General features: G+C 49.9%; 9 protein-coding genes. 3 read left to right on the top strand and 6 right to left on the bottom strand.

Going from position 1 to position 16,091, the window contains the following annotated elements; all coding sequences use genetic code 11:
* The first annotated feature begins 27 nt into the window (after positions 1-27).
* Entirely contained in the window at positions 28-1,455 is a 1,428-nt protein-coding gene (locus tag AAC022_RS10065; protein ID WP_339730583.1) for an FAD-dependent oxidoreductase, read from the top strand.
* 53 nt (positions 1,456-1,508) lie between these two features.
* A complete protein-coding gene (locus AAC022_RS10060; protein ID WP_339730581.1) occupies positions 1,509-1,934 on the top strand; it encodes a 3-hydroxyacyl-ACP dehydratase FabZ family protein in 426 nt (141 codons plus the stop codon).
* Positions 1,935-1,959: 25 nt separating this feature from the next.
* Here AAC022_RS10060 and AAC022_RS10055 read toward each other — a convergent pair whose 3' ends face one another.
* The 6 genes from AAC022_RS10055 to AAC022_RS10030 form a co-directional block, all read right to left on the bottom strand.
* The gene (locus tag AAC022_RS10055; RefSeq protein ID WP_339730580.1) at positions 1,960-3,246 is read right to left on the bottom strand and encodes a PQQ-binding-like beta-propeller repeat protein; all 1,287 of its coding nucleotides are present in this window, start codon (positions 3,244-3,246) and stop codon (positions 1,960-1,962) included.
* Between the two features lie 175 nt (positions 3,247-3,421).
* Positions 3,422-3,949, bottom strand: a complete 528-nt coding sequence (locus AAC022_RS10050; RefSeq protein ID WP_339730578.1) for an FxsA family protein — start codon at positions 3,947-3,949, stop codon at positions 3,422-3,424.
* Between the two features lie 1,157 nt (positions 3,950-5,106).
* Complete coding sequence (locus AAC022_RS10045) at positions 5,107-8,883, bottom strand: tetratricopeptide repeat protein (RefSeq protein WP_339730576.1); 3,777 nt, start codon at positions 8,881-8,883, stop codon at positions 5,107-5,109.
* Between the two features lie 199 nt (positions 8,884-9,082).
* The gene (locus AAC022_RS10040) at positions 9,083-11,467 is read right to left on the bottom strand and encodes a serine hydrolase (RefSeq protein WP_339730575.1); all 2,385 of its coding nucleotides are present in this window, start codon (positions 11,465-11,467) and stop codon (positions 9,083-9,085) included.
* 379 nt (positions 11,468-11,846) lie between these two features.
* Positions 11,847-12,299, bottom strand: coding sequence for a response regulator (locus tag AAC022_RS10035; protein ID WP_339730574.1), 453 nt, complete (start codon positions 12,297-12,299; stop codon positions 11,847-11,849).
* A 403-nt stretch (positions 12,300-12,702) separates the two neighbouring features.
* Positions 12,703-14,541 (bottom strand): hypothetical protein, encoded by a 1,839-nt coding sequence (locus AAC022_RS10030; RefSeq protein WP_339730572.1) that lies wholly within the window; start codon positions 14,539-14,541, stop codon positions 12,703-12,705.
* A gap of 559 nt (positions 14,542-15,100) precedes the next feature.
* Here AAC022_RS10030 and AAC022_RS10025 point away from each other — a divergent pair.
* Complete coding sequence (locus tag AAC022_RS10025; protein WP_339730570.1) at positions 15,101-16,078, top strand: DUF1559 domain-containing protein; 978 nt, start codon at positions 15,101-15,103, stop codon at positions 16,076-16,078.
* Positions 16,079-16,091 lie beyond the last annotated feature (13 nt).

Raw genomic sequence — 16,091 nt, 5'->3', positions numbered from 1 at the left:
CTGAACTGTATACGACGCTGAATTATCATGGCAAAAGATTTTCTGAAAGACGCAAAAGACGAATATGATGTCATTGTTATCGGCAGTGGTTTAGCCGGAATGACTTCTGCCAACATCTTGGCTCGTCAAGGATATTCCGTTCTGCTCCTTGAACATCATTACCAACTCGGGGGTATGGCCACCTGGTTCAAACGCCAGAACGGACACATCTTCGATATCTCGCTGCATGGCTTCCCCTATGGAATGCTCAAGAGCTGTCGCAAATACTGGACTCAGGAAATCGCTGATTCCATCGTCCCCCTCCGAGGCGTTCGTTTCGAAAATCCACAGTTCTCGCTCGAAACTTCATTTACGCGTGACGACTTCACTCGTCTGCTGATCGAAAAATTCAAGATCGCACCGGAAACCGTCAAAAACTTTTTTGATACCGCCCGCAAGATGAACTTCTTCGACGATCAGGGTAAAACCACCCGCGAACTGTTCGAAGAATTCTTTCCCGGCCGCGACGATGTTGTGCGTCTGCTGATGGAACCCATCTCCTACGCCAACGGTTCGACACTCGAAGACCCTGCGATTACTTATGGCATCGTCTTCTCCAATTTCATGCAGAAAGGTGTCTACACATTTAGTGGCGGCACCGATCGGCTGGTCAAACTCATTAAAGCCGAACTGGAAAATAACGGCGTTGACGTTCGCATTCGAACTCAGGTCGAGAAGATCGAAGTCACACCTGATCGGCGTGTGACAGGGGTCGTCGTCAACGGCAAACGGATTGGCTGTAAAGCCATCATGTCGAATTCCAACATCAAAGGCACGATTTTAAATCTGGTCGGTGAAGAACATTTCGATCCGGACTTCGTCGAAGAAACCAAAGCAGTCCGGCTCAACAACAGCAGCACTCAGGTGTATATCGGCTTGAAGCCTGATGATGAACTCGAATATTGTGGCGACCTACTGTTCCACTCTGAACATAATGGTTTCGATATCGAAGCCATGCTCAGTAAAAATGTCAGCAGCCGTACCTTCTCGTTCTACTATCCCGAAACGCGGCCCGGCAGTAATCGTTCTTTGATCGTTTCATCCACCAACGCCAACTTCAGTGACTGGGCCGATCTTCCCGAAGAACAGTACGAAGCCGATAAAAAACATCTGATCGAAACGACCCTCGATTGTCTCGAACAATATGTGCCCAACGTTCGGAATCGTGTTGATCATCTCGAAGCATCTACGCCGTGCACCTTCCAGCGTTATACACAGCATCTGCAAGGTGCTTCGTTCGGCACAAAGTTTGAAGGCCTCAAAGTCAGCAAGGAACTGCCCGAACAGATCGCAGGTCTGTACCACGCCGGTTCGGTTGGTATCATCATGTCCGGTTGGCTTGGTGCAGTAAATTATGGTGTGATCGTCAGCAATGATGTCGATAAATATCTGACCCCTGCTGCCGCCAGTATCTGATTTTCCTTCAAATCTGCTCAAGTCCCGAACGATAAAAGAAACGGATCGATCTCGTGAATCTGGATGATATCAAAGCTTGTATTCCGCACCGGGAACCATTTTTGTGGCTCGACGAAATCGTCACGGTCGAAGAAAACAGCATCCACGCCCGCAAATTCGTCTCTCCCGATCTGGATCTCTTCCAGGGACATTACCCCGATCATCCCGTGCTGCCCGGCGTAATTCTTTGTGAAGCCGCCATGCAAGCCGCCGCCGTCTTTATCGCCAAAACCGATGCTCCAGCGGAAGGCAAAGTTCCCGTCGCCACACGATTGAACAACACCAAATTCCGCCGCATGGTCCAGCCAGGCGAAACGCTCGATATCCACGTCACCCTTACCGAAAAGCTGGGAGGCGCTTACTTCTTCACCGGCAAGATCTCCGTCGGTAAAGAAACCGCTGTGCGACTCGAATTTGCGGTCACTGCCGCTGACGGTTAATCAATGTCTCAGACACTCACGCAACTTACTTCTGCTGTGATTTGTCTTCGATCCGATACAGATTGTTTTCCGTCCGCAGAATGATCGAATTCCCCGCGACAGCCAGCGATGCGACGCAGCCTTTATCCAGCTTGTTGGCTGCCAGTTCTTTGTATTCCTTTCCAGGAACAAAGACGCGCGTGACCCCTTCTCGATCATTCGCGTAGATCTTTCCATCAGCAAAAATAGGGGAAGCGGAAAAGGAACTACGTTCCATCCGTTCTTTCCAGACCAGTTTTCCGGTCTCTGTTTCCAGACAGGATGCGATCCCTTTATCGTCCACCAGAAACAGCAGACCATCGATCAACAGCTGCGAAGGCTTCGAGGGAATTCCCTTCTGTTCGATCCATTTCACATGTGATTCCGTCACGTCCCCGTCGCCACCCGGATTGACTGCATATAAGTGCGCTTTACCAAATCCGGTGCCGATATAGAGTTTTTCGCCATCATATAAAGGACGATTCGCAGCTGAATGCTGAGGGTAATTAAACTTCCAGTACTCATCCCCCGTCAGCGGGTTGTACGACAAAGTCGCTTTCGCAGCCGGGCTGATCAACTGAACGCGTCCCTTGTATTCGATAATTCGAGGCGTTGCGAACGCTTTCTTGAAGTCACCGTTCTTGGTTTTGTAATCGATAACTCGATCTTTCTTCCAGACTTCCTTGCCCGTCGTTTTGTCCAGCGCAACCACATATTGATAATCGTGTCCGTCAAACTGCAGATACAACAGATTCTTGTAAATGATGGGTGATGAACCAGCGCCGCGCCAGTGATTACACGGATAATCGCGGCGGGACCAGAGTACCTTTCCCGTTTTCGTGTCCAGACACGCGGTTCCATAAGCCCCGTAATGCAGATAAATTCGACCTTCTTCAATGATCGGCGTGCTTGAGGCGTGTGAGTTGCTCGGATCAATATACTGTGGCTTCTCAACATCAAAGATCTTTTTGTCGATCAGAATCTTTCCCGTATTGAAATCAACACAGACAACGCCCAGCTCTTTGCCGTCTTTCGTCGACGTCGTCACCCACACCTGATCTTTCCAGACCACGGGAGATGACCAGGCCCGACCATGAATCGGCGTCTTCCACACGATGTTCTCTTTCTCGCTCCACTTCACTGGCAGTCCCGTCGCCTTCGATGTCCCATCGGCGTGAGGTCCGCGGAATTGATTCCAGTAGGGTTCTTCAGCCGTCGCGAACGACGCCGTGATAATCATCGCTGCGCACAAGCAGAACGCGGAGAACAGACTTCGTATTTTGATCGCAGCCATTACGGATTCCTGAGTTGAATAAAAACAAGCGGGAAGGCTATCCGGAGTTGATCTGGCAGCATCACGCGCTGCAGAACCAGAGGGTAATAACTAAAGGAAGTTAATTAGCGACGCACGTTTCCGCCGCTATTCTGATTATAAGAGCCGACACACCCGATGCAATTGTAAAGCTGCTTCAATCTGTTTCTGAAGATTCTTTACGAACAAACTCCACATCGATGATATCTTCTTCGGGCGTGGAAGTGGTCGTCTGCTGAAACTCCTGAAATCCTCCCTCGCTGGTGTGAAAGCTGGTCCGAGATTGAAACTGTATCTTCGCCCGCTGTTTCAACCATTCCCCCACACGGAGCTTCAGGATCTCGCGTACCGCAGGGATCAGTAATGCAAAGCCAACCATGTCGGTCATAATCCCAGGCGTAATCAGAAACGCGCCGGCGATCAGGATCATCAAGCCATCCAGGAGCACACCAGTCGGCGGCTGTCCCTGCACCATATGCTGCTGAATTTTTCTCCACGCTTGCGATCCCTGTTTCCGGGCCAGCCAGGCACCCAGGATTCCCGTCACCACCACCAGACCAAACGTAACAGTCGAGTTGGTCAGCGAACTGAACCACAGCAGCAGCCACAGTTCCGCGAGCGGAATGATCGTGAATAATAGAAACAGGCGTAACAGCACAGTCAGCCACCATCGTGAAAATAACAAAAGGAACGCTTGCTGATATTCTATACCAAATCGCCGCCGCTGAACATCCCCACTCTCGAGATCGCAGGGCAGGAATTCGCCAGAATTTCATAGGCTCCCCAAGTTCATATATACAATATTTCCAGATCCTGATGGTGTTCGATGTTGGAAAAGAACTGAAAAAGAGGCTCTTGACAGCAACAAGTCGTTCATGAAAATGCGATACATGCAACGCGCGCGTGAGCAAAAACACTTTATGCACTGGAAACAGATACCCCTGTGAATCTGCTCCCCATAAAACCAACTGGTTTGAGACCGATTTTTCGAACGCCGGGGCTGGTAGTTCGACTTGAGCATCAATCTTCAAACGACATCGCAGCGCTTTCATGGGATATCCCTGTGTGATCATGAAGCATGAGAGGTGTATCATGAGCGGTTCGCAGAACAAAAAAAACATGCCCCTGTTGACACCCCCACGCCACGAGCGATGATGGCGAGCATCGAAACAACACAAGAACAACAGAAACAGACAAATCATACCAGTTACTTTTTCTACGCTATTCGACAATAAAACTTCACAGACTGAGCGGCACGGCGCTAGCCGCTGTTTTCGATACCGTCATCAACAGATCCGCGCAGACAACAAAAGCCCGCGCAAACCAAATCCTACTCGATATCCCCCAACACCCCACAGATGAAAATCCAGCAGGTAACGCAAGAGCTGGGGAACAGAAAAGTAGGGAGCGGACCCATGTGTCCGCCCGCCTGGCGACAGACAGTTTTGCATCATCACGGGCGGAACGGAACCATAATCAACTCCGCAGGTCAGCACACAAACCACTTAGATACCACGGGCCACCACACAGGGCGGTTACTGCATTGGGGACTACGTGAGTGTTTTCTTATTCACAGTTGACTTGCCAACAGGACCACCCGCCGAACGTGAGAGGAGACCAGTTTTCTATCCGTAATCAATGAAAGAAGAAATAAATGAGCGGTACGGCGCGATCCACTGTTTGAGGCGTCAGACAAAAAGAAGTATGAAGCTAATTAGAATTTTCGTGTCTTTTGAGGTAGAAAAAAATAAACCTGAATCAGGGCGCAGAATGTTCTTAGACCAGTTCTTCGTCACTCATTCAGTAACTGGTTAACGCACAAACTACAAAAGCGGTATGGTGCTATTTTTTCTCAGCAGACCGCCGATACGGCTTGCCTGCCTTGAATAGCTTTAATCTTCGCGCTGCTTCGATTCTATCCGATTCAGGCATGATTTGCAGAGCCTGGTTTTGCAGCTCGATGGCTTTTTCGAATTGCCCTGTTTCTGCATGAGCCACCGCCAGCGCATTGTAATTTACCCAGTACTTTGTCGGGAGCAGATCAAAGGATTTTTGCGCGTGCTCGAGTGCCTGGGCACCATCGCGAAATTTGTCCTGCTCGTTGGCCGCATATAAAAAGGCCAGGTTGTTATGAGGCAGCCAGTATTCCGCGTCAATCTCAATCGCTTTTTTGTAATCTGCAATGGCAGCAGGGTAGTTTTTGAGTGCTTCGTGCATCTGTCCGCGATTGATCAAAATGCTGACCAAGTCCGGTTTTAATTTTAGAATCTTGTTGAAAATTTGAATGGCCTCTTCCCGTTTCCCTGCCTGGATCAGATACCCCGCTTTTTTCGCGAGCAACTTTGCTTCGTCATAGCCGGCTTCCAGTTCTCTGGTTCGGCGTGGATTGACCTTTTTGTTTTGGGACCGGAGATGCTGCGCAGCCAGCACGCAATTATATTTATTGGTGGCCGAGGACGAGGCTGCCGACTGCAGATAAACTGTCGCCCATTTGTCCTGACCTTGCTGTTCTAAAAACTTCCCGGCGAAATAATAAAAATTCGTAGGATTTCCTTCCTGTACCTGGGCGAGCAGGGTCTGGAACCAGATCGCATTCCATTCCACGGCTTCCGGTTTGAGTAGCATTCGCTGGAAATAATTCGCGAGTTCCGCGGTACCAAAATAGTTGGACCATAAAGCCGAAACCTGGGCGAGCAGATCATCACGCTGGCTGGTTAATTCCAGTTCATCCGCCAGTAATGCCGCATGCAGGCCGCAGAAGGTGTCCTTGTGCTTTTGGAATGCGGTTGAAAACGTGTCGAATGCCTCCGATTTCAATCCCTGGGTCAATTGGAAGACGCCGAGTTCCATTGTCTGAGGAAGGTTACTAGTCGTTGGATTTGCCAGGAGCCGCTGTTCAGCCAGCCGACGCGCCGATTCGATATCACCAAAGTCGGTTCGCACACACCAGAAGTACCAGTTGGCAGCATTAGGTTCGTAGCGCATGGAACAGGCACGCACAAAAACTTCCGCCTGCTGCAGATCGCCCAGTCCTTCATAACATTTCGCGCCGCAGAGCAGACCCCAGCCGGAATAGGTCATGGCGGCTTTCACCGCATGCGGCTTTGCCAGTTCCCATTCTCCTCGATCCATGTGGTAGTAGGCCAGCTTACTCTCGATATTCGCATTTTGCAGACCGAGCGAAGGAAGTTCGAGCGCTTTTTCCAGTGTCTCTTTCCACTTCTCCGTTTCGCCACGTTTGTAATATAGTTCAGCCAGGCTTGTATAAGACCGATGATCGGGAACAATCGCAATCCTGCGTTGAAGAGTTTCTTCTGCCTTGGCCTCGTCATGTTCTGCCAGATATTTATTTGCCAGGGCTGTTAACACAATGGGGTTCTTGCCATACTTCTCCAACAATTCCGTTTGATGTGTTTCTGCATATTCCTTGTTCGTGTCGATATTCATGGCCACCGTTTGTGGCATATGCGGACTAACTTTCAAAAGGGTTTCGGCGAATGTTCTGTTTTGATCCTCTCTGGTTTCACTCACCAGCTGTTTCAGACAACGTATCCGTTGAAGTTGGTCCTCGTATATGTTGTCCGTATTCGCAGCTGCTGCCAGGTAAAGTCTGCTGTAGGCATCCGCGTTTAGTTTGTAGCTACTGTGTAAGATCATGGGAAATTCGGTGAAATCCAGTTCGTGAGGATTGTGTGATTCGAGCAGTTTCTCATAAGCGGCTTTCGCATCAACCTGGTTCGAGGTAAAACTTTCAATATATTGCTCATACGGATGCCCTTTGACCAGCGGTCGATATTCAGGCAGAACGTCATCGGCCTTCAGACTGAGACTGCCTGTGAGAACTTTCAGTTTCCGATAGACGTGGCTAAAAGAGACTTCCTGAAGTAATTGTCCCAGACCATTCAATGAGGGTTCCAAATCCGTCAATTCGGATTTTTTGAGGAAATCAATCACCTTCACCCGAGTTTGCTGTTCGGTGATCAAGCCGTCCTTCGAACCGAGATACATTTGAATGGTAATCTGTAGTGGTTTGCGAAGATTACTTTCGAGCAGTTTTTGATGCAGAACCGGCCAGAGTTGGTCCAGACGTTGTTCGGTAACTCTTCTCAGAATTCCCAGTGAGTTGACTTCACAAAGACGGTCCATCGCCCGGCAGCAGGCTGGTTCCAGATCGAGTAGTTGCTCGGTTTGAGCCAACATCTGTTTTTCATTACCGACAGGGTCCGCCAGCAGACAGCGTAAATAAATTGCCAGATGCCTGGTATTCTCGTTTTCAACGGCTTTGTCCAGTACATCCGGCTGGTAAGAACAATACGCGTCGATCAGTTCAAGCCAGTCGGGCAGGGGGCGCTTATTTTCGGCGTTCTCACTAGCTGCTGTTCGAATTGTTTCAATATCGGCCAGCGCACTCCGATGAATTCCGGCGAACGCTCTCGCATAAGCGCGATGTGCCAGTGCCCAGGGGGAATCTTCGGTGCGGGCCGTCAGTCGTTCTGCATACAACAGAGCCCGTGCCTTGAATACTTTGTGTGCCGGGCTCCAGAGATATTCGGTTAAGCTACCCAGATTGGCATAAGCGCGCGTCAGCACTGCCAAACGTTCCGGCGATTCTCCTTCGGTTGCAATGGCGGAGTGCATGTCCTGGATCACAGTGTATTGCGAAATAAAATTCCATTCTTTCAATTGCTGCAGCGATTTGTCAGGAATGGTAGACTCTTCAAGCCACTGGGGAGCATCACCCGTGTAACCCGCTGATTTCAATGCGTCGACAAATCCGCTTCGGGACAGTTCTTCACTCTTTTCAATCAACGTTTCGAACGCCGATTCTTTCGGCAGAACGAAGGGCTTGGAATACCAGTGAAAAGGTGCTTTGACTGTGTGCGGACGTTCTAGTTCGATGTTGACCTCACGTCTTGAATCAATGTTAGCCATCATCTTCAGAGGAAATGTCTCCGGATTTTCGATGAGCTGGACCTCGCCCCGCAACGATGCATCGCGCGTTTTCAGACCAAGCCCGTCACGGCCACCGATCAGGAGTGCCTGACGTACAACTTCTCTAAAGAGAATTCCCTTAATACCGTAAGCCTGCGAGTTGAGTTGGTCGCTCGTCAGGACTACCACGTTTTCGTATTCTTTGCTGAGGCCTGTTTCCGGGAGTACCGGTTTTTGGAAGGAGCGCTTGGGAGAATTGGCCTGCGCATTCTCTTTACCGAGAGGTTCAACATCCGTCTCCAGAGAGAGGACTTGATTGTCGACACCGACTGAGAGTTGGATGGCGAATGTACGAAACAGGCTGAACCAGCGGTATTGCAATTGTTTGCCTGAACTCGTCAGCCGCTCATCACCGTAGGGAAATCCTTTGACCATCTGTTTGGCTTCGACAAGTGAAAACTCCTTGCCATTATTTTTCTCTGCCTGACCGATCCGGTCTTGCATCGCAGCGAGCGTATTGCTGTAGCCATAACGAGCGTTCCATTCGAGAAGAATCACGATTAAGAAAACAGAGATCAGTCCCCAGACAATGGCACGTTCTACGGGGGACCGCTTTTTCTTCGTCACTGTCTGATTACTGTCGGGAGCCACTTCGGGAGAGGGAGAATTTTGTTCTGAGTCCGTCATCGTTCATTTTCCGAATTGTTTGTGATGCACAATGAATGAGATGAAATCGAGGCGAGTGCTCGGGTGTCTACTTACCGTCTATCTTATCGATGCAGATCCGTTTAATCCAGAAGTTTCCTAAGAAAATCGAAACTGAGTTCCAGCGTAATGAGCAATTCGGGGATAGCCGCCATTAGAGTTCTCTGACTTCAAACCAGAATCAGCGTGCTTGATCAATTTCTTCGAATGTCTGGTTGCCGATGCGGTATTGTTTCCAGTCTTTGAAATCGAAGTGCCACCATTCAAATTCGTAGACGGTGAAGCCTTCTGACTCCATCGTTTGCCGCAGCAAGTGGCGGTACCAGCGTTGGCGGGAGGTGCCTCCCGGATAGAGTGGGAACGAACGGGGTGAGAATTCGTCGTAGCCGGCGACCATCTGGATCGGTTTCCCGGTTTTCAGATGGTACAGCGTCAGGTCGACGGCACAGCCTCGGTTGTGCCGTGAACCGTTGGCGGGATTGGCGACGAAATCTTTGAGCTCACTCGGAGTCGCGTCCCAGAACATTTTCGTGACGTGCCAGGGACGATAGGCATCGTGGATTAACAGTCCGAGACCACGTTCTTTGAGACGGGCATTCGCACGGACCACCGCTTCGGCAGCGGGGCGCTGCATGAAAGCGCGGGGCTGTTTGTAGAAGACAGCCCCGGTGAAATTATTCTCAGAGGCGTAACGAATATCGAGCTTGATCGTCGGATCAAGGGTTGCCAGGTCGACCAGTTCCGGCTGCCGATATTTGCCCGGTTCGGGCGGGGGTGACGCGGCGAGCGCTGCGGCGCGGAGATCGTCGATCGGTTTGACGGGGGTGATCTGAAACGTCTCGCCATCTTTGGTGCCGACTTCGCGACGATCAAATTTCACCTCGGCAGCAACGACATCAGTGGCGACATCTTCTTTACCGCGGGTGAATTTCAGGCCTTCACCGTGATACAGGCCATAATCGGGAAATTCGAACGTGTTACGGTCGATTTGCTTCAAAGGGTAGTAATAGAACCATTCGATCAACGCGTACAACTGGCCTTCCTCTTCCAGAATATACAGTGTGTTGTGATCCCAACCGTACTCGCCGATCAGGCCTTTCCAGTCTGGCGGAGTCGGCGGCGATGGTGCATCGTCGACAAGCGTGAATTTCGTAGAGCCCACCTTGAGGACATCCTTACCTTCCAGCGCCACTTTGGTGCCAAAGCCGATGGAGTCGTCGGTCAGAATCGTGCCATCATCGGCGGTAGACCGGATGTCGTAGCGAAAGGTGCCGCGATGTAGAAACAGATCGCCGTTGAGCTCGGTGATGCGGGCAAACTTTTGATCCTCTGCGTTGCGGTACAGGCCAACCAGTTCTTTCGCGCGTTCTGCCGGAACTGGGCCGGTCATACGATACACGGGAAGCGGCTTGCCATCCTGTGTCGCCAGCATCACTCGCAACGCGTAGTCAGCGAGCCGACCCGCGACGCCGTTTGTGCCATCCAGCGAAGCGACGGCGGCGACTCCCAGCTTTCGTTCTGGCAGTGCTTCCAGCTGTGTCGAGAAGCCGTAGACGGCGCCACCATGGCCGACTTTGGTAAAGCCATCAAAATCCTGGATACGAAAACCGATCCCAAAACCTTGTGGTTTACCATCCAAGTCTTTTTGTGGTGTGAGGATGGTTTGAAAAGTCTCTCGCTTCAGGATCTGACCGTTCTCAAATTGGCCTTCGTTGAACAGGCAGGTCAGGAACTTCGCCAGATCGACGACATTCGAATATAGATTCCCGGCGGGACCTGTGCCCAAAAGAAATGGGGGTGCTTCGAAGCGTCGGCCGTCGTTGGTTCTCATCCAACCGGTGGCGAGATGATTTTTGATAACGGGAGTCACGGTGAATCCGCTGTGCGCCATTTTTAAAGGATCAAGGATTGTCTTACGCACCTGTGCCGCGTGGGAAATGTCAAGCTGTTTTTCGAGTACCGCGCCCACAACGGCTACCGCGGCGTTCGAGTATTTCGTCTTCGTGCCGGGTTTGTAGACAAGGGCGGTGTCGTTGAGGCTGGCGACGGTATCTGCCAGAGAAGGTTCCGTTGGATCAAAGTAATTGCCGACCGGCGATTCGCGAACCAGTCCCGAACGGTGCGTCATGAGTTGCAGGACCGAAATCTCGCCGCCAAAGGGATTGGCCGGTTTGAATTCCGGAAGATAGGTCTGCACAGTCGCGTCCAGATTGAGGTTCCCGCTTTCGACGAGTTGCATGACGGCAATGTCGGTGAAGAGTTTCGAGACCGAACCGACGCGGTACACCGTTTTCTCGGTCGCGCGAATTTTCCGGTCCTTGTCCTGAAAGCCAAAGCCCTCGGCCCAGACCATCTTTTCGCCGTCAACAAGCGAAATGGAAAACGCGGGTAACTGCTTCTGTTCCACCTCGTGTCGGATCGCCGCTTTCAGGCGAATGATGGCGGGGGAATAGTCAACTTTTTTTTCATTGGAAACCTGTGGTGAGTGTTTCGGTTCCTTTGCACTAATACTGGTAACCAGTCCCAGTAAGACCAAAACGGCAAGCGGTCGGTGGAAGTAGTTCATCTTAACCTCGTTTGGTGATTCTCTGGTGTCGGCACGTCCGGCGCTTCTTGACAGGTTGAGATTTGTAGGACTCGTGCGTCAAATCGCGATTAAACCGCACTCTGATGATTGACGGTGGTGATTGACGGTTGTACTCCCGCCATCGTAGATTCATTCCACATAACAGTCAAACATGAATTACAAAAGAGATGATCGGGCGCTGTTATCGGTGGATGATCGCTGCGCGGTGCGGGAGGGAACTGGCCAGACTCCCATATTCATTGAGAAGAGAAGAAAGGGGAGTGGCATTCAAGGCTTGATCTGCCTTGCAGCGTGAAATGTGGCTGGAGTGGCAAGCGGATATAGTCGGGCTGAAAAGAGCGAGGATATAAAGTCAGTTTCAACTATCCAGATTTAAATAAACTTTGGCAGCGCGATTAAACTTTTGCTTTTGTTTTAACTGTGACAGATACAGCCCCATCAAGCTGATTAGTTGCTTTGGGTCGACGGGCTTGGTCAGGTAATCATCGCAGCCGGCTTCAATGCATTGCTGACGACTGTGAGTTTTTTCGCTGGCTGTAAGAGCAATGATGGGGCCTCTGTAACTTGCTTTACGCAGTTTTTTAGTTACTTCACACCCATCTAAACCGGGTAGCTGTATATCCATGAGGATGATATCGAACGGGAAACCTTGCTCGTGTGCTTCCAAAGCAATCTCAAGTGCGTTCTGCCCATTGTCTGCAATGAAGACTTCAGCGCCTGCTTGTTTTAAGAAGTGTGCGACCAGTATTTGACTTTCGGGGGAATCTTCAACCAAAAGTACTCGGCAGTCGAGTTGTGAATTTTCATTCACATTGATAGCTGTGTTCGTCATGAAGAGTGCCCGCCTTTACCCTGAGTAATAATTCGAAGTGGTTCAATTTGAATGCTGTTGAAAATTCGAATTCTTCAAAAAGTGATCTTACCAAAAAGTGATCTTACAGAGATATAAAATTATAGAACACAAATTCGTAGAATGCGTGGATGAAAATAACTGAATGAAGAAGAATATCCGCTTTGGAACCATGACCAGAACAAGTCAACAGAACTGGTCATGTCTTTCTCTGTTTCGATTCGAGGCGTTTACAGCGGGGACTGCGTTTACCTACAGGAAAAAGAGGTAAATCCCTCCCTGGAAAATAGAATTCTCTGCCACTTATTATTTCATCAATATCAAATACGATTTCTGAAATGACAGGCATTGTCCAGGCAGATCCTTAAGTGCTCTCCGAATAGTAGAACCGAACGACCCAGATGCCTGCTTCCAGTGTCGGTTCTTCACTGAGTTCCCACTTGTCTGCCTGGGGACCTGTTTTGGTGGGGATGATGGTGATGCCATTGGGACCGGTGAGGTCACATTGAAAGCTGAGCTGGGTTTGACCATTGTCTGGTGAATAAGTCCAGATTGCCTGGTACGGCGTTTTCGACGCCGGGGTACTATAACCTCCCGCCGTCGAGCCGCCTGAAAGTTCAGACGGGAGCTCAAACGAAGACTTCGTACTGGCTCCGATTAATTGCTTGTTCGTGAGCGTCAATTCCTGAGTGGTGTTATTGGTCAATAATATCGCCATAGGCACAGTCGTTGGTTGTCCCAGGATCAAATTGACAAAGCCCACGGTTTCATAACTGCCTCCTCCTGGGATCGCAGGAGGATTCGCAGTGTACCAATAAGTATCGGGATTCAAATAGCCTTCCAACCGATCAGTAAAACCACTGCCATAAGCGTCACTGTTCTGAGCAATCGCATACAGGTAGGGATCAAAATCGTCTGAATCGGAATCGAGTTCGGACCCGATCCAGTCGGTTAGCTTTCCTTGCGCGCCGGCGAGGGACAGTAAAAAAAACAGCTCGCCGGTCATTAAGCCTCCCACTGTCGTTGAGCTGAAATTCGTCCCATATAATTGAGTGCTGGTCTCGGCGGCATGCGACTCAATATTCACAGTACTGGCGGACCAGCCGAATACCATGCCCGCCATCAGATCGCCGACAACTCTTCCCCCTAAGTCGTTCTCGATCCCATCTGTGCTATAAGCGTCTTTCATTTCATGATAGGTGACGACATACGGAGGATTATTACCATAGATACCCGTTCCCGCATTTAAATCGGTCTCCTTGATGTAGATACTGAAAGCACCTGTCTGGCTTCCGGTACCACTGATCTTCACTCCAGAGGTCCCATTCGTGATTCCCGCACCAATCAGAACGGGATTACTATCCGGGTTCAGGTTAGTCTTAAATCTGGCCTGGGTGTTGTAGCTTTGCGCTGTGGCAAAATTCGGGGCCTGAGGAGAATATGTCTTCCCGCCGCTGTAACCGAACAAGGCACCACTCAGGGCGTAACTGGCAGGGATTCCCGTTGCTGGGCTGGTGTAGCTGCAGACCTTTAGCGGTTTCGTTTTCGTGCTTTTCTGTAACTTGGTCATCAGACTGGTCCAGTCATGATAGACGGTCGGCGCGGCGGCTGATGACATAACACGCACGTTTTTCGAGCCGTTCGATACCACAGCGCCGCTGGGAACCTGATTTGCGACATTGGACAGAATGTTGCTGCGAGAGGTCACCGGGTTGACGGAGGTCGCCTGAAGCGGTGCACCAGTTGTGGCATTGCTGATCATCGTCGCCGCAGGGGACGAAACACCGTCGACGTAGGACAAATCCATATTACTGGCAGTAGGAGTGGGTGCTGCTAAGGTTTTCCCGTCGACTGTCGGTTCAAAAACAATATAGGGGCTTGTCCCCGGGTTACCAGGGTTAGGAGGTTCTGTCAGTGCCGCGGGGCCATAGTTGATATAGACCCGACCTGAAAATTGATTGAGTGCGAATGTGTATTGTGCTGTCGTTCCAAAATAAGGCAGATTCGGAACGGGCGCTAATAAACTGGCAAGACTGAACGACCGCCAGGCAGATGAAAAGTCTGTAATTATATTGGGGCCAATGGTCTGCGGGGTACTTGTTTTGGTGAAAGTCCCCGAAAACGAAACCCAGATCTGATCCTGATGGTATTCGCTCTGATTATTGGTAATCACAAACGGCGTATTGATGTAGGTTCCAGACACTAGAAAGTCCTTTCTCTGTGTTTATGTTTCAAGAATACGATTTCACGTTCAAGCAAATCGGGACACGGATGTTGATACTCGCATCAAAGACCATCTCACTGGGCAGAGGATCATGATGGAAGGGGATTGTAACAGGTAGTATTCAATTGTAAATATCCTGGATTCCAGAGAAGTGGTTTCTCCCTTTTTGTTCATTGGTATGGATTGTGGCACCGTCTAGTGTCTGAGTTGATTCTCTCAGAACTTGCGTTGGTCAGACTGGATTCTGGCCCGTTTTTATTCTTTGAAGCAGAAGTGCCTAATGCATAGCGACCAGAAAAATATTCACATTGTTCAAAAATTATATAGACAATATTTTATCCATGTGTATATTAATAGACTGATGTATTGTTCAAGGTGTTGTTATTTATCAAAACCTTTCAATATCAGGAAGAGCCGCAAACTCAGGCCGACTGATCATCTGATGAAACTTATTATCTGCCTCACGATCCATTTCTAAAGAGGCAAAAAGTTCGATTCACTTTTATTTCGATTCTATTTAATTAAGGAGTGCCTTGTGGTGAAGCATTTATTTAAAGACCGGCGCAAAGGGTTCACATTGATTGAGTTGCTGGTCGTGATTGCCATTATCGCGATTTTAATTGCCCTGTTACTGCCAGCCGTACAACAGGCACGAGAAGCGGCCCGTCGATCTCAGTGTAAGAACAATTTAAAGCAGTTTGGTCTGGCGTTCCACAACTACCACGAGACTTATATTACGTTTCCTCCTGGAATCATCAGTCGCCCTGGTGGTTCTGGCTGGTCTGACCGGTGTGCGAACATGTCCAATGGGGTCGCTTTACCCGACAATAACTATCGTGCCTGGGGCTGGGGAACTTTCATCCTGCCTTTTCTTGATCAAGCCCCCTTGTATAACACACTTAACCCGGATGGCTGTCGTATGCCGAACGCGGGTGACAGTTATGGAAGTACGACTCCATTGAATGATCCTTACCCGTCGTACCGATGCCCCTCCGATACAGGAAAAGCCATCAATGCCATGCACCAGAGTTATTCGACTTCGAACTATGTTGTGAACGAGCGAATTTCCAATGGGAACACGAAGATCCGCATTCGAGACATCACTGATGGAACAAGTAACACACTTTTACTGGCGGAACGTCGTCTGAAACGAGATCCAGCAGGGAAACGCTATGGCGGCGCGATCATCTGGGGACGCAGCAACAATACCGATGCTGCCAATAAATTCCGCGTCAATTGGCCCATCAACACGCCAACCGCAACGACATCTAGCTCGAATGCGGGTTCCGGTGACAGTGGTTGTACGCGGCACGGTGTCAGCAGTAATCACGAAGGGGGAGCCCACTTCTTAATGGCCGATGGCGCGGTTCGCTTCATCAGCGAAAACATCAGCCACAATCCGGCAGCCGGTTCAACAACGACCTGTCTGGGAATGAATTTGAATATGGCTGGCCCCGGATTTATCTACCAGAATTTGTACTTCATCGACGACGAATACGTTGTGGGAGAGTTCTAATTTGAACTGCTGC

Source organism: uncultured Gimesia sp. (assembly GCF_963976445.1).
In the GTDB taxonomy this organism is placed as follows: Bacteria; Planctomycetota; Planctomycetia; order Planctomycetales; family Planctomycetaceae; genus Gimesia.
This window is presented reverse-complemented; position numbering and strand designations above follow the sequence as displayed.

Bases quoted from the DNA above. Each gene is read 5' to 3' on its own strand.
- AAC022_RS10065 (WP_339730583.1), top strand. From the start codon at position 28: ATGGCAAAAGATTTTCTGAAAGACGCAAAAGACGAATATGATGTCATT.
- AAC022_RS10055 (WP_339730580.1), bottom strand. From the start codon at position 3,246: ATGGCTGCGATCAAAATACGAAGTCTGTTCTCCGCGTTCTGCTTGTGC.
- AAC022_RS10040 (WP_339730575.1), bottom strand. From the start codon at position 11,467: ATGAACTACTTCCACCGACCGCTTGCCGTTTTGGTCTTACTGGGACTG.
- AAC022_RS10045 (WP_339730576.1), bottom strand. From the start codon at position 8,883: ATGACGGACTCAGAACAAAATTCTCCCTCTCCCGAAGTGGCTCCCGAC.